This is a genomic window from Pseudoalteromonas sp. SR45-4, from assembly GCF_014163535.1.
GTDB lineage: Bacteria > Pseudomonadota > Gammaproteobacteria > Enterobacterales > Alteromonadaceae > Pseudoalteromonas > Pseudoalteromonas nigrifaciens.
Window position 1 is genome coordinate 46,793 of record NZ_JACJDO010000011.1, and the last position, 21,683, is coordinate 68,475.

At 40.9% G+C, this 21,683-nt stretch carries 18 protein-coding genes; 6 read left to right on the top strand and 12 right to left on the bottom strand.

The genetic code is table 11. The features are described from left to right. Nucleotides 1-92: 92 nt before the first annotated feature. Nucleotides 93-989 carry a GGDEF domain-containing protein gene (locus H5058_RS07005; protein WP_182677447.1) on the top strand — a complete coding sequence of 299 codons (897 nt, stop codon included), beginning with the start codon at nt 93-95 and terminating at the stop codon, nt 987-989. 88 nt (nt 990-1,077) lie between these two features. Here H5058_RS07005 and H5058_RS07010 read toward each other — a convergent pair whose 3' ends face one another. The 6 genes from H5058_RS07010 to lpxB all read right to left on the bottom strand — a co-directional run bounded on the left by H5058_RS07010 (nt 1,078) and on the right by lpxB (nt 9,093). After that, a complete protein-coding gene (locus tag H5058_RS07010; RefSeq protein ID WP_182677449.1) occupies nt 1,078-1,428 on the bottom strand; it encodes a hypothetical protein in 351 nt (116 codons plus the stop codon). Continuing rightward, nucleotides 1,428-2,735: a tRNA lysidine(34) synthetase TilS gene (tilS, locus tag H5058_RS07015; protein WP_089368972.1), complete on the bottom strand. Its 1,308-nt coding sequence runs from the start codon at nt 2,733-2,735 to the stop codon at nt 1,428-1,430. Before tilS ends, H5058_RS07010 begins: the two co-directional genes overlap by 1 nt. Before the next feature lie 138 nt (nt 2,736-2,873). Then, nucleotides 2,874-3,833, bottom strand: a complete 960-nt coding sequence (accA, locus tag H5058_RS07020) for an acetyl-CoA carboxylase carboxyl transferase subunit alpha (RefSeq protein WP_011328672.1) — start codon at nt 3,831-3,833, stop codon at nt 2,874-2,876. Between the two features lie 16 nt (nt 3,834-3,849). Beyond that, on the bottom strand, nt 3,850-7,341 hold the full coding sequence (gene dnaE / locus H5058_RS07025) for a DNA polymerase III subunit alpha (protein WP_089368550.1): 3,492 nt from the start codon (nt 7,339-7,341) through the stop codon (nt 3,850-3,852). 2 nt (nt 7,342-7,343) lie between these two features. Beyond that, nucleotides 7,344-7,946, bottom strand: coding sequence for a ribonuclease HII (gene rnhB / locus H5058_RS07030; RefSeq protein ID WP_011328674.1), 603 nt, complete (start codon nt 7,944-7,946; stop codon nt 7,344-7,346). Continuing rightward, complete coding sequence (lpxB, locus tag H5058_RS07035) at nt 7,936-9,093, bottom strand: lipid-A-disaccharide synthase (RefSeq protein WP_011328675.1); 1,158 nt, start codon at nt 9,091-9,093, stop codon at nt 7,936-7,938. Before lpxB ends, rnhB begins: the two co-directional genes overlap by 11 nt. Before the next feature lie 334 nt (nt 9,094-9,427). Here lpxB and H5058_RS07040 point away from each other — a divergent pair, with 334 nt between their 5' ends. From H5058_RS07040 to cydC, 5 genes are read left to right on the top strand one after another with little or no spacing between them, the layout of a single operon-like run. Then, nucleotides 9,428-11,011 (top strand): cytochrome ubiquinol oxidase subunit I, encoded by a 1,584-nt coding sequence (locus H5058_RS07040; protein ID WP_011328676.1) that lies wholly within the window; start codon nt 9,428-9,430, stop codon nt 11,009-11,011. After that, complete coding sequence (gene cydB, locus H5058_RS07045) at nt 11,008-12,147, top strand: cytochrome d ubiquinol oxidase subunit II (RefSeq protein ID WP_089368552.1); 1,140 nt, start codon at nt 11,008-11,010, stop codon at nt 12,145-12,147. The genes H5058_RS07040 and cydB overlap by 4 nt, the downstream gene beginning before the upstream one ends. A 12-nt stretch (nt 12,148-12,159) precedes the next feature. Then, complete coding sequence (gene cydX / locus H5058_RS07050; RefSeq protein ID WP_011328678.1) at nt 12,160-12,324, top strand: cytochrome bd-I oxidase subunit CydX; 165 nt, start codon at nt 12,160-12,162, stop codon at nt 12,322-12,324. After that, the gene (gene cydD / locus H5058_RS07055) at nt 12,314-14,089 is read left to right on the top strand and encodes a thiol reductant ABC exporter subunit CydD (RefSeq protein ID WP_182677451.1); all 1,776 of its coding nucleotides are present in this window, start codon (nt 12,314-12,316) and stop codon (nt 14,087-14,089) included. Before cydX ends, cydD begins: the two co-directional genes overlap by 11 nt. Continuing rightward, nucleotides 14,082-15,821: a thiol reductant ABC exporter subunit CydC gene (gene cydC / locus H5058_RS07060; RefSeq protein ID WP_182677453.1), complete on the top strand. Its 1,740-nt coding sequence runs from the start codon at nt 14,082-14,084 to the stop codon at nt 15,819-15,821. Before cydD ends, cydC begins: the two co-directional genes overlap by 8 nt. Here the strand turns inward: cydC and H5058_RS07065 are convergent. From H5058_RS07065 to bamA, 6 genes are all read right to left on the bottom strand, one after another. Next, complete coding sequence (locus tag H5058_RS07065) at nt 15,818-16,207, bottom strand: septal ring lytic transglycosylase RlpA family protein (protein ID WP_089368555.1); 390 nt, start codon at nt 16,205-16,207, stop codon at nt 15,818-15,820. The genes cydC and H5058_RS07065 overlap by 4 nt on opposite strands. A 153-nt stretch (nt 16,208-16,360) precedes the next feature. Next, nucleotides 16,361-17,131, bottom strand: coding sequence for an acyl-ACP--UDP-N-acetylglucosamine O-acyltransferase (lpxA, locus tag H5058_RS07070; protein ID WP_182677455.1), 771 nt, complete (start codon nt 17,129-17,131; stop codon nt 16,361-16,363). A 2-nt stretch (nt 17,132-17,133) separates the two neighbouring features. Then, nucleotides 17,134-17,586 carry a 3-hydroxyacyl-ACP dehydratase FabZ gene (gene fabZ, locus H5058_RS07075; RefSeq protein ID WP_011328683.1) on the bottom strand — a complete coding sequence of 151 codons (453 nt, stop codon included), beginning with the start codon at nt 17,584-17,586 and terminating at the stop codon, nt 17,134-17,136. Between the two features lie 27 nt (nt 17,587-17,613). Next, on the bottom strand, nt 17,614-18,636 hold the full coding sequence (gene lpxD / locus H5058_RS07080) for a UDP-3-O-(3-hydroxymyristoyl)glucosamine N-acyltransferase (RefSeq protein ID WP_011328684.1): 1,023 nt from the start codon (nt 18,634-18,636) through the stop codon (nt 17,614-17,616). A gap of 7 nt (nt 18,637-18,643) precedes the next feature. Beyond that, the gene (locus tag H5058_RS07085; protein ID WP_041454497.1) at nt 18,644-19,162 is read right to left on the bottom strand and encodes an OmpH family outer membrane protein; all 519 of its coding nucleotides are present in this window, start codon (nt 19,160-19,162) and stop codon (nt 18,644-18,646) included. An 11-nt stretch (nt 19,163-19,173) separates the two neighbouring features. Beyond that, the gene (bamA, locus tag H5058_RS07090; RefSeq protein WP_182677457.1) at nt 19,174-21,645 is read right to left on the bottom strand and encodes an outer membrane protein assembly factor BamA; all 2,472 of its coding nucleotides are present in this window, start codon (nt 21,643-21,645) and stop codon (nt 19,174-19,176) included. Nucleotides 21,646-21,683 lie beyond the last annotated feature (38 nt).

A 21,683-nucleotide genomic window follows, 5' to 3' on the forward strand; every position in this document is an offset into this window, starting at 1 on the left:
ACTATAGCAATCATCAATTTATCGGCCAGTTTTTAAATGTGGCATAAAATTCGCTTAGTATTATAAGATCATATACTCGGGGGAATAATTGAATGGAAAATGTGCATATATTGACACAACGTATTGCTGGACGCGGAGAGTTTTTGCCGTATTCGGCTGAGCATTATCGTAAAAATGAACCGGCAGCAACGCAAGAGCTAGCTGCAAAATTACAAACCAGTTTAATACTCGAAGATATATTAGCTATTTACGCAAAATTTGCAAAACAACTGCTAAATTTTTCAGGTATACAGTTCAAGTCTGCGCTAGGTACAGTGCAAACGCCTGATTGCGATATTGATACGCTTTCTTATACCTTTGATTTAAATGTAGAGAACAGTAATTTAGGGCAATTAATATACTTTAGTAAATACCCACTGAGTGTGGCCATAGAAAAAAAACTACAATATTTTCATAGTGCGCTGCTCTACCCTTTACGTAATGCGATAATGTATAACCGGGTATTAAAACTTGCCACAAAAGATGCATTAACTGGACTAAGCAATAGAAGTCAATTTAATGACACCTTACTGCAAAAGCTTGAAAACTGCCGCCGTTACCAGCGCCCATTTAGTTTAATGTTGCTTGATTTAGACAGTTTTAAGCAAGTAAACGATAATTTTGGTCATAAAGTGGGTGACGATGTACTTAAAGAATTTGCCTTAGTACTTAATGGCTCTATTCGAGGCACTGACTCTGTATTTAGATTTGGTGGCGATGAATTTGCAATACTCATTGAAGATCCTGAGTTTACTACTAATAAAGTAATAGCTGAGCGCATTATGCAACGCGTTAAAAACTCAAAAATAATGGCGCAGTACTCAGTTACTACCAGTATTGGCTTTACTTTAGCGAGTAGCCAAGACACCGAAAACGATGTTTTTTCGCGAGCCGATAAGGGTTTATATAAAGCCAAAGCAGCGGGACGAAATTGCGCCAAAGCATATTAAGTACAGCGGTTAATATTGTTGTAAATAAAAAGCCTAGCTTCCCCCGCTAGGCTTTTTATTGCTGCCTAAGTAGTTTTAATAAGTCTACCTACTTAGGGAGCAACTTTGCCGATAAAAATTTATACATAACCAACGCAATGCAAAAACCAAAAAAGAAACCACTGAGTAAATTAAGTAATGCAGCAATACTAGCAAGTGGCGTAAATAACACTAACAACAGCGGTACACTCACTCCTAAAATAAAAAACAGCCCACCTTTACCTAACCAATAAGCCAGTAAAATACTAGCGCACACTATTCCACCCGCTATAGCGCAGCCTAATGTCACTACATCAAGCGTTAAAAAATAATTAGCAAGCACAGCAATAACCGCTGTAATTAGCATACCTTGTGGTGCTTTATTTACTAACGATAAGCCTACATGCGGCTCCTTACTCATTATTTACACTCCCAATAAATACCGTTTTCATCACTATGGTTAGCACTTATAAAATAGCCTACCACTTGTACTAGGTCATCATTATAAAAAATTAACGGCACATTAGCACGCAGCCAAGGAGCCACTTTTGCATCTTTAAACCAATGCTTGAGTGTATTACTTCCTGGTTTTTTTAAAGGTTTGATGCGCGCACTATTACAATTAAAACGCACGCTTACTTGCTCATCTGCAGTTGGCGCTCTGACTCCTACGCCACTGTGTTTTTTTAGTAAGCGACCATCGGCAAGCTTTAGCTCACTGCGAGTAATTAGTGTGTTGTTTAATATTTGCGTACTTGGTACAACAAAATATAAATGCCCTTGATGGCGGCGTATTTGTCCATCACTAAGCTCAATAAGCATTTGTGCATCGCTTTTAGCTGCAATAGCCTGATTAATTATTTGCTCCAGCTGCTTTTGCGATGGTAATACATGAGTAAATAGCTCTAGCCATGCACGTACTACATTGGCTGTTCTAATAGGAGTAAATTTGGCAATAGCACTTATATTTAACGCCTGCTGAGAATTAACGCATTGCGTTAAATCAATGTGAGTATATTCGTTGAGTAAAGCGTGTTGCTGCTGCAGTAAACTAATACTGCGAGCGGTACATTGTTCAAAACCATTAAAGCGCGCTGCTAATATTGGCACAACTTGCTGGCGCATAAAGTTACGCTCAAAGCGCTCATCAGTATTAGAATCATCGGTAACATGGTTAAGTGCATATTGCGCCGCAAAGGCTTCTATATCACTGCGTTTTACCGCTAACAGCGGCCTGAAACATAATCGGCCGCTGGTTAAAGTGCGCTCGCGCTGCATTGCACCTAAACCTTTTAAACCCGAGCCACGTTTTAAGCGCAGTAAAAAGGTTTCTATTTGGTCGTTTAAATGTTGCCCAAGTAAAATAATGCTGCCATGTGGACTTAGCTCATCTAAAGCTTGGTAACGAGCATCGCGCGCTTGCGCCTCTAGGCTCGTGCGTGACTGCTGCTCTATATTTACTTTAGCCGTTTGAAATGGCACATTTAGCTCATTGCACAGGGTTTGACAAAAAACCTGCCAGTCGTCGGCATACTGGCTCAAACCATGGTGTATATAAATAGCAGAAACTTGCAGTGCAGGATCCTGCACTCGTAAAGCATGCATTAAATGCAGTAACACCACAGAATCAACGCCACCAGAAAGTGCCACAGTAAACACCCTATGACCTTGCTCAATATATTGACCCAATGATTGTTTTACTTGTTGATAAATAAGCGATGTGTGCATTAATTTAACCTGAGCTCCAGATAATTTAGCCAATAATTTTAAAATACTAAGTTTTAGGTACTTGATTTTAGCCATTTTAAAACAAAAAAGCCGCATAAGCGGCTTTTTTAAATATTTATTGCTAATTATTAAAAGAATTTAAGAGCAATAACCAAACGACATTAAGCGTTTGTAGCGCTGATCAAGCATCTCTTCAAGCGAAAGTGCTTGTAGGTCGGCTAAGTCACGCTTTAATCGCACTTTTAAATTACGTGCCATAGCATCATAATTACGGTGCGCTCCACCTAATGGCTCATCTACTAAGTTGTTAATTAGGTCTAACTCTTTAACTCGCTTAGCAGTTACACCCATAGCTTCAGCAGCAAGTGGAGCTTTATCGGCGCTTTTCCATAAAATAGATGCACACCCTTCAGGTGAAATTACTGAGTAAGTACTGTATTGCAACATGTTAACACGATCGCCAACACCAATTGCTAACGCACCACCCGATCCACCTTCACCAATAACCGTACAAATAGTTGGCACTTTTAAAGAGGCCATTACTTTAAGGTTACGGGCGATAGCTTCTGACTGGCCACGCTCTTCAGCACCCACACCAGGATAAGCTCCAGGGGTGTCGATAAAGGTCATAATTGGCATTTTAAAACGCTCAGCCATTTCCATTAAGCGCAATGCTTTACGGTATCCTTCAGGCTTTGGCATACCAAAGTTACGTTTAATTTTTTCAGCGGTACCACGGCCTTTTTGTTGGCCAATAACCATTACTGGTTCGCCATCTAAACGCGCTATACCACCTAAAATTGCCGGATCATTAGCAAAAGTACGATCACCTGCAAACTCGTCAAACTCCGTAAAAATACGCTCGATATAATCTCGAGTATAAGGACGCAACGGATGACGTGCCAGCTGTGATACTTGCCAAGCGCCAAGTTCAGAGAATATTTTCTCTTTTAATCGGTCGCTTTTCTCTTTTAGCTTGCTGACTTCCTCTTCTAATTCAAGGTCTAATTCGCCAGCGCGGCTTACATTTTGTAATTCTTCAATTTTCACTTCTAATTCTGCAATCGGAAGCTCAAAATCAAGATAATTGAGGCTCATGCTCTAAACTACCTAATTAGTTAAATTCTAGTTCTACATCTTGCGCTGCCATTAGCGATAACTTATGAATTAAGTCGTCACTTGGCGTAACACACCATTCGATCCCTAGGGTTAATTGCGCCAATGCATCTGGGCGTTGGTAATAAACCTTGATCGGACACGTTCCCATTTTATATGGTTCGAGTACTTTTTGTAATTTATCGAAGAAACCTGCCTCGACTTGCACCATGTTCAGCGTCATTTTAATCGCTTTAATACGTTTTTCACGCGCTTGAGCAATGGTGTTTATTTCTCTGGCGGTCATTGTAATACCACCAGAGAAGTTATCAAAGCTGACCTGTCCAGATATCACCAAAATATTATTAACTTGGAGCATATCTTGGTATTTTTCAAACTCATCTGAATATAAGCGTACATCAATGCGGGCGCTCTTGTCATCTAAAGTTATTAATGCCCACCTATTTCCTTTTTTATTAATAAGCACTCTGGCCGAAATTACAAGCCCTGCAGCTGTAGATACTACATCGCGATTAGTAGGCTGTAAATCGACCAATTTACCACTGGTATAATATTTTAGCTCGCGGCGATATTGATTTATTGGATGACCGGTTAAATAAAGACCAAGGGTTTCTTTTTCGCCATCGAGCCATTCGTTATCGGTGAGTCCTGTGGCTTTAATAAAGGCTTGCTCTACTTCATCGGGTTCAGTGGCTAATAAGCCAAATAAATCACTTTGCCCTAATAACTCTGCTTTATTGTGCTGATCGGCGGCGCGCATGGCACTTTTTAAGCTTGCCAATAACGTGGCGCGCCCTGATTGAGTTTTTTCAGGGCCTAGCTGATCAAGTGCCCCTGAATAAATAAGTTTTTCGGTTACACGTTTATTTAAGCGTTTTAAATCAACACGGGCACAAAAATCAAATAAATCTTTAAATGGTCCGCCCTTAGCGCGTGCTTCTAAAATTGCATCTACAGGTGCTTCACCTACTCCTTTAATAGCGCCAATACCGTAAACAATTTCGCCTTGCAGGTTTACTGTAAATTTGAACTCGCCTGCATTAACATCAGGCGGGAGCAAGGTGAGTTTCATGTTTTCACATTCATCCACCAAAATAACTATTTTGTCGGTATTATCCATATCGGCCGACATTACCGCAGCCATAAACTCTGCTGGATGATGGGTTTTCATCCACAGTGTTTGATACGACACTAATGCATACGCAGCGGAGTGCGATTTATTAAAACCATAACCTGCGAACTTTTCTACCAGATCGAAGATCTTAATTGCTAGTTCGCCGTCAATGCCGTTATTTCGCGCACCATCTTCAAATGTTGAACGCTGTTTTGCCATTTCTTCGGGCTTTTTCTTACCCATAGCACGGCGCAGCATATCGGCGCCGCCTAGTGTATAGCCTGCTAATACTTGGGCTATTTGCATTACTTGTTCTTGATACAAAATAATGCCGTAGGTTGGCTCTAAAATAGGTTTTAAGCTTTCGTGCTGATACTGCGCATCGGGGTATGAGATTTCTTCGCGACCTAATTTTCGGTCGATAAAGTTATCTACCATGCCCGATTGCAGCGGACCGGGTCGAAACAAGGCTACTAAAGCAATCATATCTTCAAAGCTGTCGGGCTTTAAGCGCCTTACTAAGTCTTTCATGCCCCTTGATTCTAGCTGAAACACCGCAGTCGTTTCGGCGCGCAGTAGTAAGTCAATACTCTTTTTATCATCCAACGGAATAGTATTAATATCTACTGGTTCTTTACCGGTGCGCGCTAAGCGCTCGTTGGTCATGTCGAGCGCCCACTGCAATATAGTCAGCGTTCGTAAGCCTAAAAAGTCAAACTTAACTAAACCGGCAGTTTCTACATCGTTTTTATCAAACTGAGTAACCGGAAACTTACCTTCGTCATCGCAATAAAGAGCAGCAAAGTCGGTAATTGTGGTGGGCGATATTACTACCCCACCCGCATGCTTACCGGCGTTACGTGTACACCCTTCAAGAATGCGACACATGTCGATTAAATCTTTTACTTCATTGTCGCCATCGTAGGCTTCTTGCAAGCGTGGCTCTATATCAAATGCCTTGGCAAGTGTCATCCCAGGATCGCCTGGGATCATTTTTGAAATACGATCAACAAAACCGTACGGGTGACCTAGCACTCGGCCAACATCGCGTATTACCGCTTTTGCCGCCATGGTTCCAAAGGTAATAATTTGCGATACCGCGTTACGCCCATACAAGGCCGATACATGATCAATCACCTCATCGCGCCTATCCATACAAAAATCGACGTCGAAGTCGGGCATTGAAATACGTTCTGGGTTCAAAAACCGCTCAAACAGCAAGTCAAATTCCAATGGATCAAGGTCGGTAATTTTAAGCGCGTAGGCTACCAGTGATCCTGCACCTGACCCACGCCCAGGGCCAACTGGAATATTGTTATCTTTGCTCCACTGAATAAATTCCATTACGATTAAGAAATAACCTGGGAATCCCATTTCGTTAATTACACCAAGCTCTATATCTAGACGCTCATCGTATTCAACGCGTTTTTCTTTACGCTCTTGCTCATCAGGAAATAAAAACTGCAATCGCTCTTCAAGACCGTCTTGTGACACCTTAACTAAAAAGTCTTCAATTTTAAGTGAGCCGGTCGGATAATCTGGCAAAAAGTAAGTGCCAAGCTGCACCGTTACATTACAGCGTTTGGCTATTTCTACGGTGTTTTGTAATGCCTCTGGAATGTCGCTAAATAACTCAGCCATTTGCTCTGGCGTTTTTAAGTATTGCTCTTCTGAAAATCGTTTAGGGCGGCGTTTATCATCCAGTGTATAACCATCAAAAATAGCCACGCGAATTTCGTGTGCTTCAAAGTTTTCTGGTTTTAAAAACACCACTTCGTTAGTGGCCACAACGGGTAATTGCTCTTTAGCAGCAAGCTCTACCGCCATGTGCAAGTAATCTTCTTCAAGCGGTCGATTAGTTCGCACCAGCTCAAGGTAGTAGTTATCACTAAAATGCTGTTTATAAAAACTAACAACCGATTCAATAACACTCGGATTATTTTTTAATAACGCTTTACCTAAATCACCGTCTTTTGCACCAGAGAGTATTATTAACCCGGCTTTAAGTTCTATTAGCCAATCACGATCAATCACCGGGCGATGAAATACATGCCCGCGCTGATATGCTTTAGATATTAATAAAGTGAGGTTTTTATAACCTTGATTGTCTTTTGCTAAAATAGTAATGCGGCTTGGCTCGTTTTCAAACTCAGGGCTGCGTAGCCAAAAGTCAGCACCCACTATAGGTTTTATACCTGTGCTGTGGGCTGTTTCGTAAAAACGCACTAAGCCACATAAGTTCATTTGGTCGGTAATAGCAATTGCCGGCATTTGTAGTTCTTGTGCTTTGGCTACAATTGGCTTGGTTTTGGCAAGGCCATCAACCATCGAAAAATCAGAGTGAACTCTTAAGTGAACAAAATCTGGAGCTGCCATGTTTACGCCTCACCCTTGGCTTGCGCTAATACACGTTGCACTGGTTTAAAGCTTTTACGATGCTCCTTTATTGCGCCATATTGCTCAAGTGCTGCAAAATGCGCTTTGGTTGGATAGCCTTTATGCCCTGCAAAACCATATTCTGGGTGGCGTTTATCTAGCTCTACCATTTCGTTGTCGCGCGCTACTTTAGCTAAAATAGAAGCGGCTGAAATTTCGGCTACTAAGCTGTCGCCTTTTACTATTGCTTGCGCTGGCATGGTTAACTTAGGTAGGCGGTTGCCATCTATAAATACAAATTCAGGTTGCGTGCTTAGCCCCTCTACTGCGCGAGTCATGGCAAGCATAGTGGCGTGCAGAATATTTAGTTCATCAATCTCTGTTGGGCTGCAACGACCATACGCGTAGCACAATGCTTTTTCTTGAATTTCAATGGCAAGCGCTTGGCGTTTTTTATCCGTTAATTTTTTTGAATCTGCTAAACCTGCAATAGGCTTTGAGGGATCTAAAATAACGGCAGCAGTAACTACGTCGCCAACAAGGGGGCCACGCCCTACTTCGTCAACACCGGCAATAAGGGCTACATTGGGTCGTTCAATTTGCATTTATTAACTCCGCTACAGCATTGGCTGCTTGTTCGCTGGCATTTAACCTAATTTTTTTGTGGATCGCTAAAAAGCGTGCTTTTAATGCTTGGTTATCGGTATTTAGCATAGGCGTAAGTGCTTGCGTTAAATTAGCTACATTGCACTCACTTTGCAAAAACTCGGGTACGAGTTCTTCATCGGCCAATAAATTCGGCAATGAAAAATACTTTATATTAAAGGTAAATAAGGTTTTAAAAATCCAATAGCTCAGTGGTTTAATTTTATAACCCACTACCATGGGCTTTTTATACAGCATGCCCTCAAGCGTGGCAGTACCCGACGCTAATAAAATAGCATCGGCTGCTTGCATAGCTTGTTTTGATTGCCCATCCAGCAAACTAATTTTAAGCGTTGGCGCAGTAGCATTTAAAATTTCAGTAAACTGCGCTTTGCGTTTGGCGTTAACCAATGGCACCACAATTTTAAGTGCTGGGTTTTGCGCTTGTAACTGCACGGCTGTTTTAATATAGGTTTCGCTTAATAAGCCTACTTCTGAGCCGCGACTACCAGGTAGCAGGGCAAGTACTTTATCATCAGGGCTTAAACCTAGCTCTTTGCGGGCTTTGCTGTCGTCGTGCTCAAGCGCTATATCGTCTGCTAATGTGTGCCCTACAAATGTACAAGGTACTTGGTGCTTGTCGTAAAATTCTTTTTCAAACGGTAATAATGCAAGCACTAAGTTAGTAGCAGCACTTATGGTATGAATGCGTTTTTCTCGCCATGCCCAAACCGAGGGGCTTACGTATTGTACTGTTTTAATTCCGGCGTCTTTAAGGGGTTTTTCTACGCGCAAGTTAAAATCGGGCGCATCTATGCCAATAAATACATCAGGTGGGTTATCAATAAAATGTTGCACCAGTTGTTTACGTATTTTAAGCAAGCGCGGTAGGCGCCCTAATACTTCAACCAACCCCATTACCGACAACTCATCCATGTCGTAAAGCGTGTTACAGCCTTGCGCCTGCATTTTAGGGCCCGCTATACCTTCAAAAATCGCATCGGGAAAATGCTTTTTAAGTGCTTTAATTAAGCCTTCACCTAAAATATCGCCCGACAGTTCACCTGCCACAATACCAATTCGTAGTTGTTTTTGATCTTTATTCATTTGATTTTTTCACACGTAAACTAGGGCCTGCTTGCCTTTATGGGTTAACAGGCTCTGGGCGTTAATTGAAACTAGTTTACCGCGTTTTCGTATTGGATTAAATGCTTAAAACTAAGTGCTTAAATTTGCTAAAAATAGCCCAGGTACTGTATGCTTTTGATACTGATTAAGCACTAACCGCTTATATTGCGTTTTGCTAATATAAATGTTGACTTCAAATGGTCAAAAGTAAATACTAATGTAACTTTCAGTAATTACTGAAACCTTATAAAATCAACGCACCCGTCAAATTATTGCTTTGTGCTGTAACTACATCACATATTAGGAGCTAAACATGATAGATGAAACCTTTGTGGATCTATCGCGATTGCAGTTCGCTGTTACCGCCCTCTTTCACTTCTTATTTGTACCTTTAACCATAGGTATGACTTGGATCTTAGTTATTATGGAATCGGTTTACGTTATGACCGGCCGTGAAATTTATCGCGATATGACTAAGTTTTGGGGAAAATTGTTTGGTATTAACTTTGCAATTGGTGTGGCTACGGGTCTTACCATGGAGTTTGAGTTTGGTACCAACTGGTCTTATTACTCCCATTACGTAGGTGATGTTTTTGGGGCTCCCCTTGCTATTGAAGGGTTAATGGCATTCTTTTTAGAATCAACTTTTGTGGGTATGTTCTTTTTAGGTTGGGACCGGCTCTCTAAACGCCAGCACTTAGGTGCTACCTTTTTAATGGCAATTGGTACTAACATGTCGGCGTTATGGATTTTAATTGCCAACGGCTGGATGCAAAACCCAGTAGGTGCCGAGTTTAATTACCAAACCATGCGCATGGAAATGACCAGCTTTGCAGAGCTGGTATTTAACCCTGTAGCACAGGTTAAATTTATTCATACCGTATCTGCAGGTTATGTTGCTGCATCTATGTTTGTGCTCGGTATTAGTGGTTATTATATTTTAAAAGGACGCGACTTAGCCTTTGCTAAACGCTCGTTTTCAGTCGCCTCTGGCTTTGGTTTAGCCTCTATTTTTTGTGTTATTTTGCTCGGCGATGAATCGGGTTATGAAGTAGGCGAAGTGCAAAAAGTAAAACTGGCCACCATTGAAGCAGAATGGCATACCGAAGAAGCTCCAGCAGCGTTTACACTTATAGGTTTCCCAGATTCAGAAAAGCAGGTAACTCACGGCGCTGTAAAAATCCCGTATGCATTAGGGCTTATTGCAACTCGCTCGCTCGATGAGCAAGTGACCGGTATTAACGATCTAGAAAAACAACACGAAGTGCGAATTCGTAACGGTATGATTGCGTACGAATACCTAGTAAAACTGCGCGCTGGTGATGACACGCCTGAAAACGTCGCTAAATTTAACACCCTAAAAGACGATTTAGGCTACGGCCTATTACTGAAGCGTTATACATCTGATGTAGTAGATGCCACAGAAGAGCAAATTCAAAAAGCAGTTAAAGACTCTTTTCCTAAAGTGGGCCCAATGTTTTGGTCTTTTCGTATTATGGTTGGCTGTGGCGTATTAATGCTGGGTGTGTTTATTCTTGCTTTTTACTATAACGCGCAGCGAGTTATTGAGCAAAAACGTTGGCTGTTATGGGCTACTGTTTTAAGTATTCCACTGCCGTGGATAGCCATTGAATTTGGTTGGATTGTGGCTGAATATGGTCGCCAGCCTTGGGCTATTTCTGAAATATTACCAACCTTTTTAGCAACTTCTACGCTAACGGTAAACGATATTTTAATTAGCTTAACTGGGTTTATTGTATTTTATACCGGCTTAGCCATTGTTGAAGGTTGGTTAATGCTACGCTTTATTAAGCAAGGCCCAAGCTCACTACATACCGGTAAGTATCACTTTGAACTACCTAATAACACCACTGAAGGTAGAGGAGAGCAATCATGATTTTTGATTATGAAACATTAAAAATGCTGTGGTGGTTGATCATAGGCATACTGCTAATTGGCTTTGCAATTACCGACGGCATGGATATGGGCGTTGCTATGCTGCTGCGCCTAGTGGGTAAAACTGATTCAGAGCGCCGCACCGTTATTAATACTATTGGCCCGCATTGGGATGGCAACCAAGTATGGTTTATTACCGCCGGTGGTGCACTATTTGCCGCGTGGCCTATGGTATATGCAGCGGCTTTTTCAGGCTTTTATTTTGCTATGATGCTGGTATTGTTTGCATTATTTTTTAGACCACTTGGGTTTGATTACCGCAGTAAAGTAGATTCAAAACGCTGGCGTAATAACTGGGACTGGGGCCTATTTGCTGGCAGTGCCATTCCTGCATTAGTATTTGGTGTGGCCTTTGGTAACCTCTTTTTAGGTGTGCCTTTTAGCATTGATAATTTTTTACGAGTAAGTTACCAAGGTTCGTTCTTTGCACTACTCAACCCATTTGCACTGTTAGTAGGTGTAATTAGTATTACTATGTTAATAGCTCATGCAGGTATGTGGCTACAACTGCGTACTGCTAGCTTAGTTGCAGAGCGCTCAGGGCAATATGGTCGTTATGCACTTATTCTATTTATTGTGCTATTTGCAGCAGCTGGTTTTTGGGTTGCTAATTTAACGGGTTATCAAATTGTATCTATGCCGGATACACAAAGCCATGCCGACCCACTGGCAAAAGTAGTTACAACTGCGCAAGGTGCTTGGCTAACTAATTACAGTGAGCGCCCTTGGACTATGACCTTCCCTATTTTAGCGTTTGCAATGGCACTCAGTGCATTGTTGTTCTCTAAATTAAATAAACCCGCATTAGGGCTTGCTTCAACAAGCTTAATGTTAATAGGCATTATTATGACGGCAGGCGTATCACTGTTCCCCTTTATTATGCCATCGAGTAATAACCCAAATATTAGTTTAACTATTTGGGATGCGGTGTCGAGCCATATGACGCTTAACGTTATGTTTGTTGCCGTAGTTATTTTTGTGCCAATTATTTTATCTTACACCATCTGGTGTTACGTAAAAATGTGGCGCCGCGTTACGGTAGAAGAAATAGAAAACAACCCTCACGGTAGCTACTAAGGAGACTAAACTATGTGGTATTTCGCTTGGATTTTAGGTGTACTTTTAGCCTGTACCTTAGGTGTAATAAATGTAATGTGGTATGAGTTTCAGCAAAATAAAGACAGTATTGCTGATGACGAGCAAGTAATGCATGATTTATTAAAAGAGACTAACACAACTAAAAATGACGACTAACACCCGCCCTGATCGCGCGCAACAGCAGTCTTTGCGCGCTTTTTTAAAGCGTCGAAGTAAACCCGCTGCAATGCTATTAAAGCTTAGCATTGCACTGGGTACTGTTAACGCATTACTCATGATTGCAGGGGCTTATTTACTTGCTCAGGCTATTCATAATGTAATTTTTGAACAGCAAAGCTTGGCTGAAATCACTTACTTATTATGGCCTTTGGCCGGTATTATTTTGCTTCGCGCGGTATTTTTAGCACTAAGTGAACGCTTTAGCGCTTATGCTGCACTTAAAATAAAGTCGGCAATGCGCCAAACCCTACTTAATAAGCTCAGTCTACTTGGGCCAAGCTATGTAGAGCAACATGGCCAAGGTGCTACCCTCAATACATTGCACAATGGTGTAGAAGCGCTACACGATTATTATGCTAAGTACCTACCTGGCGTTGCCTACAGTGCGCTTATTCCGCTGGCTATATTAATCGTTATTTTTCCGACAGATTACAAAGCTGGGCTAATATTTTTATTAACTGCCCCGCTCATTCCTTTTTTTATGATTTTAGTGGGCTCAAAAGCCGAAGCGCTTAATCAACAACGCTGGCAACAACTGGCGGTATTAGGGAATTACTTTTTTGATCGCGTACAAGGGCTTACCCAACTTAAACTATTTAACGCAACTCGCTTAGAGCTAAAACAAATTGCTAAAATATCTGATGACTTTAGACACGCAACACTTAGCGTATTAAAAATTGCTTTTTTATCATCATTTGCATTGGAGTTTTTAGCGACCATTAGTGTGGCATTAGTGGCAGTTATTATTGGTTTTAGATTGTTTTTTGGCACACTTGATTTTGCCACTGGTTTTGTAGTTTTACTGTTAGCGCCTGAATTTTATTTGCCGCTGCGTCAATTAGGCAGCCACTATCATGCGCGCTTGCAAGGTATAAGTGCCGCCGCCGACATGCTAATTATTTTAAATGCCCCATTGCCTGAGCAACAAAGTGAACACACCACAGACAAAATTAGCGCCACTATAAGCTCAATTACTGTTAATAACCTTAGCTTTACCTACCCAAATAGTGACGAAGGAATAAAAAATATAAACTTATCTCTCCCCAATAAAGGGTTAATTGCCGTTGTTGGTGCCAGTGGCTCTGGTAAAAGTACCCTATTTGATTGCTTATTAGGGTTTCACCCTGAGGTAATTAAGCATATAAGTATTAATAAGCAAATTTTAAGTACTGCACATATTGGGCAATTACAAAATCGCATTGCGTGGATACCGCAATCAGCCACGTTATTTTACGACACTATTGCTGCCAATATTAAATTAGCTAAGCCTAATGCAACACTACAAGAGCTTGAACATGCAGCAAAGCAAGCAGGTGCTTTGGATTTTATAAAGGCACTGCCTGATGGTTTTAATACTTTAATTGGCGAGCAAGGTGAGGGGCTTTCTGGTGGTCAAAAGCAACGTATTGCCCTTGCCCGTGCTTTTATAAAACAAGCACCTATATTGGTACTTGACGAGCCTACCGCGCACCTTGATAGCGAAACAGAGCAAGTTATTCAACATGCTATAGCTGATTATGCAAAACATAATTTAGTGCTGGTTATTGCCCATCGGCTCAATACGGTCAAAAATGCTGAGCAACTTATTGTAATGCACAATGGCAAAATAGCTCAGCAAGGTTGCTTTAATAGCTTAGCGGCTGAAGCTGGTGAATTTGCCACTTTACTGCAAACAGCCCAGCAAGGAGCAGTTAATGCATAACTTTATTCGTTTACTAAAACTGTGCCGGCCTCACTACAAAGCCATGTTGTTGGGTACCTTTTTAGCCACTATTACAGTACTTGCTAATGTGGGGTTACTGGCTATATCGGGCTGGTTTTTAGCCTCAATGGCAGCAGCCGGTCTTGCCGGTACACAAATGAATTACTTTACTCCTGCGGGTACTATTCGCTTTTTAGCGATTGTACGCACCGCATCACGGTATGGAGAACGCTTAGTAACTCACAATGCTACTTTTTTAATGCTAAGTGAAATTCGCGTTAGTGTGTTCTCTACCCTCAGTAAACTCAATAATGTTGACTTAGCAATGAGCCGCAGCGCCGATTTAGTTAATCGGCTCCAAAACGATGTAGACGCGCTAGATAAGTTTTACTTAAACGTATTATTACCTATGTTAGTTGCGCTATTAAGCGTGCCTATTATTATGCTGTTTATGTCGGCATACAACGCCGATGTCGCACTTATTTGTTTTACTGGCATTGTTCTGATTGGCGTCGTTTTACCCGCTTTTCTTAGCGCTAAATTAAATAAAAACAGCCACAAAGAAACACAGTTAAGTGCACAGCTGCGCTCTGAGCTTTCCGACACTTTATCCGGCCTTAGAGAACTAAGTATTTACCAAGCTCGGGAGCAGCAAATTGCTAAGTGCGATGATTTAAGCGAGCAGTATAATCAGCAACTTTTTATTCGCCACAAGGCGCTGGCTAATACCGATGGTTTAAGCTTATTAGTTGTACAACTGGCCATGATCGCAAGTATTGTGACCATAGCGCCCCTGGTTTACAGTAATGCCATGGTTAATGTTGAGCTGGCAATGCTAAGCCTATTTGTGCTCGCCAGCTTTGAGAGTGTGTTACTCCTGCCAAATGCGTTTATTGAATTACCAAATGTGTTAAAAGCAGCTGAACGTTTATTTACGCTTGAAGATAAAGCCGTAAATGCTAATACGCAATATGATGCCGCTATAAATAATAATTTGGCTTTGCAAAATCCCTCACTAACACTTAAGAATATTAGTTATTGTTACGATAAACACCCAGCATTAAATGACGTGAGTTTTGAGCTAAAGCCGCAGCAAAAAGTGGCCATTGTTGGTAGAAGCGGCAGCGGTAAAACCACCTTAGTTAACTTACTCACCGGTTTATGGCCACTGCAACAAGGCAATATTACCTTGAGTGAGCAAGGCAACTGCGTTGATTTGCATTTATTAAGTAATGATAACCGAGCAAGGTTAATTAATATTTTGGCTCAACAGCATCATATTTTTGATGGCACTTTAAAAGAAAACCTATGCTATGCAGCGCCTAATGCAACTAAAGCGCAAATGCTAGATGCACTAGCGCATGCACAACTTAGCCCGTGGTTTACTGAGTTAAAATCGGGGTTAAATACTCGCTTAGGTACCGGTGGGCGTAATGTGTCACAAGGTCAGTCGAGGCGGATTGCGATTGCGCAGGCTTTATTGCAAAACCCCGCTATTTTAGTGCTTGATGAGCCAACAGAAGGGCTAGATAATCAATCTAAACAAAGTGTAATGCATGCCATTATGCAAGTTATGAGTAACGCCAGTGTACTTACTATTACTCATGATCCAGCCCTGCTTGAGCATATGGATAATATTATTTGGTTAGAGGATGGGCGCGTAATAGCACAAGGCACCCATCAGCAATTACTTAGCGATCCTGCTTACACGTCACTTACTATCCGTTTTTAATTCGCTTTATCTATTACGGTAACTTGCACATCAATAACGCCGACTTTAGGGTCGGCTATCTTTTTAAACATACTGCTCGATAAATCTATAATACGCCCGCGTATATAAGGACCTCGGTCGTTAATTCTCACTATTACCGACTTATTATTTGCTAGGTTTGTTACTTTCACTTTAGTACCAAAGGCCAGCTTAAGATGCGCTGCCGTTGCTGCTTGCTGATCAAAGCGTTCGCCATTTGCGGTGGTTCTTCCTTGGTATTTATCGGCATAAAATGATGCTTTGCCAAGCTGTGTCAGCTCCCCTGAGCTTGATTTTACAAGTGGTTGACTACTACAACCTGCAAGGATAATAGCAATAAAAGTAACAGTGAGTTTTTTAAGTATCATTTAATAGCTGATGTAATTGATATAATTAGCAACTAGCCTACAGCTACTTGCCTGAGCTGATCCTGAATTACTCACTAATAATTATAAATAATAAGCAATAAAAAACCACCATCGATTACTCTTAGGTGGTTTTTTATATAAGCTAAAAGGCGTTTATCGTACGATACCGCGCTCTGAGCTTTTAACAAAATCTATCATTAACTGTACTGCTGGATACTTTTGCGCATCTTCGCTAAGTGACTCAATTGCTTCATCTACACCTAGGCTTTTACGATAAAATACTTTATAAGCACGGCGTACAGCCATTATCTCATCGCTTTGAAAACCACGGCGTTTCATGCCCTCAGTATTAATTGCAACTGGACCTGCAGGTATACCTATAGTGGTAACAAATGGTGGTACATCTTTATTAATAGCTGAATACATGCCTACAAATGCATGTGCGCCTACCTTACAAAACTGATGTATACCTGAGTTGCCCGCAAGAATAACCCAGTCACCAATATGTACATGCCCTGCTACACTGGCGTTATTAGCAAATATAACATTATCGCCAATCACTGCATCGTGAGCAACATGGGTATAGGCCATAAACAGGTTATTACTACCTATAATGGTTACGCCCTGATCTTGAATTGTGCCACGGTGAATTGTAACGCATTCACGAATAATATTATTGTCACCAATAGTGAGCGATGTTGGTTCGTTGCTGTACTTTTTGTCTTGGCATGCTTCACCAACCGACGCAAACTGAAAAATATGATTTCCAGAACCGATAGTTGATGGGCCTTTAACTACAACATGAGACTCAATAATACAGTTATCACCAATGACAACATCATTGCCAATATAACTATATGGTCCCACTGAAACATTGCTGCCTAGTGTCGCGCCTGGTTCGATTATTGCCGTTGGATGAATCACAATTAAAACTCTCTTCTCGCACACATAATTTCGGCGCTACATACTAGCTTGCCATCGACTTTTGCTTCTGCTGCAAACTTCCATAAATTACGACGTTCTTTTAAAAACTCAACATGTAAATGCATAGTATCACCAGGAAGTACTGGTTTTTTAAAACGTGCATTATCTACAGCTGCAAACAAATACAATTCATTTTCGCTACGGTTTTCAACCGTTTTAAAGCCAAGTAACCCAGTTGCTTGAGCCATGGCTTCTAATATTAATACACCCGGAAAAATTGGCTGATTTGGGAAATGCCCGGTAAAAATGGGTTCGTTTATAGTCACATTTTTAATAGCATGCAAAGATTTTCCAGGTGTAAAGTCAATTACTCTATCAACTAATAACATCGGGTAGCGATGCGGTAATAAACTTAAAATTTCTTGAATATCAAGGCTATTTAATTCGTTTGCCAAAATAGCATCCTCATTAGTGTTCAACGTTTATGGCTTATTTAATTGCTCAAGTGCTTTAATACGGCTTTTCATTTCAGAAAGGTTACGCAAGTGAGCGATTGATTTACGCCATTCTTTGTTTGTAGTATGAGGTATACCAGATGAATAGATACCTGGCTCGGTGATTGATTTTGTCACCATACTCATACCCGTAATTATAACACCATCACAGACGCTCATGTGACCATTAATTGCTGTCATGCCGCCAATTTGGCAGTTTTTACCTATGGTGACGCTACCAGCAAGTACAGTACAACCAGCAATAGCTGTGCCTGAGTTAACTTCAACGTTATGTGCTATTTGGCATTGGTTATCAATAATTACATTACTATGGATAATAGTATCGTCAAGTGCACCACGATCAATTGTAGTACTTGCGCCAATTTCAACTTTATCACCAATAATAACAGAGCCAAGCTGAGGAATTTTAATCCATTGCCCACGCTCATTAGCATAACCAAAACCATCACTACCTATAACGCTATTGGCTTGCAACAAACAATCTGAGCCAATTTCAACATTATGATAAATAGTTACATTCGACCAAAGCTTAGTGCCTGAGCCTATTTTAACACCTTCACCAATAAAACTGTTCGGACCAATTTGTACGTTATCGTTAATTATTGCATTGCTTTCAATTACCGTATTAGCGCCAATAGCGGCACTTTTACTTACTGTCGCATTTGGGTGAACAACCGCGCTTGGATGAATGCCTGTTGCGGCAGAGCGTGGCGTCGTATCCATTAATTGCGCAAGCTTGGCGTAACTTACATACGGATTTGCAACTATTAGTTTATTGCCGTTAAAGTAAGGAGCATCTGCTTCACTAACAATGACAGCACTGGCTTGAGTCACTTCAAGTTGCGAGCGATATTTCTTATTCGCTAAAAATGCAATATGCCCTGAGCGGGCATGTGCAAGTGTTGCTATTTTTGTGATTTCTAAAGCGCCATCACCTTGCAGCTCGGCGCTTAGAAGTTCCGCTATTTGCGAAAGCGTATAATTTTGCATAACTTAATTATTTCTTACTCACTGCAGCAACTACTTTATTAGAAAGATCAGTTACTTTTTTAGGGTTAAAGTAAATAGTTGTATCTTTAACTTTAACTTCATCAAAGTCGCCATCTTTAGCAATGTCTTCAATTGTTTTGATAATTAAACCCTGCACTTTTGCAAGCTCTTGGTTTTGGCGTGCTTTAATTTCTTGCTCAAGAGGACGACCTACTTCAGCAAGGTTTTTTTGCATACCCTGAATTTTGTCACGCAGTTTATCTTTTTGCGCTTGGCTCATAGTGGTACTTTCACGCTTGAACTTTTCAGCTTCAAAGCGAATATCGCCTTGTAGCTTTTCTAACTCTTGACGGCGCTCTGCAAACTCAGTTTGTAGAGATTGCTCAATTTTAGCCATTTGTGGTATTTGCTTGTAGATTTCTTGCATGTCTACAATACCTACTTTATGTGCAAATGCACTTACCGAGGTGCCCATCATAAGTGTTGCTAAAACAGCTACTGCCGTTGATTTAAATAATTTATTCACAAAAAACTCCTTTAAAAGCTGTTACTAATATTAAAACTGATGGTCTTCGTATCGTCATCTTCTTCTTTTTGCAATGGATACGCAAAACTAATCAGCATTGGACCCATTGGAGAGATCCACTGTAATGATAAACCGGTTGAAACCCTAAAACGCATTGGATCAGAGTAATCATCTAATTTAGCTCGCTCATCGGCTGCTAAATTTTGGTAACGGTCTACGTTAAACTCGGTATCCCATACGTTAGCAGCATCAACAAAGAAACTGGTACGTACTGAGCTGGTATTTTCTTCATCTAAAAACGGTGTAGGTACAATTAATTCCATACCTGCTATCGCTTTAGCATTACCACCAATTCGACCTTGTGGTACTAGCACATCAAATTCAGATGAGCCGCCTATATTACCTGTGGTTGAGCCGTCTGGTAAAGGTGTACCCGGAATTGATTGCGGTATACGTGCAATTGCGCGTGGTAAAATTGTATTTCGGTCAAAACCACGTAGTTCCATTTCAGTAATACGGAAGTATTCTTGGAATGGCAGTACTTGGTCGTAGCCGTTAGTTGAGCCATAACCATTACCGTAACCTAACGCCGCACGGGTTGAGAACACCCAGCGATGGTCGTTCGATATTGGCCAGTAAAAACGCGAATCATAGTTTAACTTAAAGTATTTTAAGTCAGAATTCGGCGTTGTTGCTGTTAAGTTTAGCGTTTGACGTGAGCCCGCTGTTGGGAATAAACCACGGTTTACCGTAACGCGAGACCAGCCAGCACTTAACTCATATTTAGTAAAGTCAAAACCAGCATCTGGGTTGTCTTGGTCTAAGAAGGTTTCACGCAGTACACGCGTTTGCTCGTACTCTGCAATATCTGAAAGCTCTTCTTGAATCCAACGAACACCAAAGTTAATGCGGTTAACCGCATCAATTGGGAAGCCTATATTAGTCCCCAATCCATAGCTTTTCGACTTATAGTCGATCAAACTAAACTTACTTGCATCGTAGTTACTGTAAAAAATACTGCTACCTTGCGATACGCCATCTGGCGTGAAGTATGGGTCGGTATAAGACACGCTCACACGCTCAGAACCACGCGAGGTATTAATATTAAAGCCTATTTGATTACCAGTACCTAAAAAGTTAGATTCTGTTACACCAATATTAAACTGTAAGCCTAGGTATGAGCCATACGCTAAGCCGGCATTAAAGCTACCAGCCGACTGCTCTTTAACCGTAAAATCAACATCTACTTGGTCATCAACACCTGGGACTGGCACAACGTTAAAATCAACTTTTTCCATATAAGGTAAACGCTGAATTTGTAATTTTGAACGCTCTAAGCTTTGGTTAGATAACCATGCGCCTTCAAGCTGTGTCATTTCGCGGCGTAGCACTTCATCTGCAGTACTTTGGTTACCACCAACAATAATCCGGCGCACATAAACACGCTTACCAGGGTTAACCGATAAGGTTAGTTGTACTTCTTGATTTTCGTCATCAATTTGCGGAATTGTGCGTACTTCAGCATTGGCATAACCAAAACGCGCTAAGTAGCTTTTTATAAATTCTTCTGAAGAGGTAACCACTGAGCCGTTATATAACTCACCCGCTCGTAGTGGAATAACACTTTTAATTAAGTCTTCGCGACCAAGTAAGTCACCAATAAAGTCAAAACCTTTAACTTTATATTTAACCCCTTCTGTTAAGTTAGCTGTAACGTATACAGACTCACGCTCTGGGCTAACCGACACTTGGGTAGAGTCTATGTTAAAACGTAGGTAACCACGGTCTAAATAAAAGCTACGAATTTTTTCTAAATCGCCTTCAATGGTTTGTTTTTGGTAGCGGTCGCTGCCCATAAACTGCCACCAAGGTAAGTCTTGTTGCGACTCAGCCAGTTGTAATAGCTCTTCATTAGAAAAAAGTTCATTACCTACCAAGTTAATTTGACGAATTGATGCTGCATCACCTTCATCAAATTTTAATTTAAGTTTAACCCGGTTACGCGGCAGTTTAGTGATACTAATATCAACTTTAGCGTTGTATTTACCAATACTATGGAAAAATTCAGTTAAGCCTTTTTCTATATTATCAATAACGGTTTTATCTAGTGGCTCGCCTTGGCGAATATTTTGCTGATCAAGTGACTGATTAAGCTGCTCATCTTTAATATCTTTATTGCCATCAAACTCAATAAAGCTAATTGTTGGGCGTTCAGTTACTTTAAAAACAACGTTATTACCGTCGCGTAGCGCTTTTATATTGTCAAAGTGACCTGAGCGGTAGAGAGACTTGATTGTTTTTGAAATCGTGTACTCATCAACATTATCGCCCACGTTAATAGGAATATGCGTTAATGCAGCACCCAGTGCTACACGCTGTAAACCTTCAACTTTGAGATCTTCAACAATAAAGGAGTTTTGGCCTAGGGCTGCAAAGCTTGCACCCAATAAACTTGAAACTACCAAATGTTTTTTTATAGCCATTTTATTATATTTATCCTTTACAACTGTATTACCGCTTA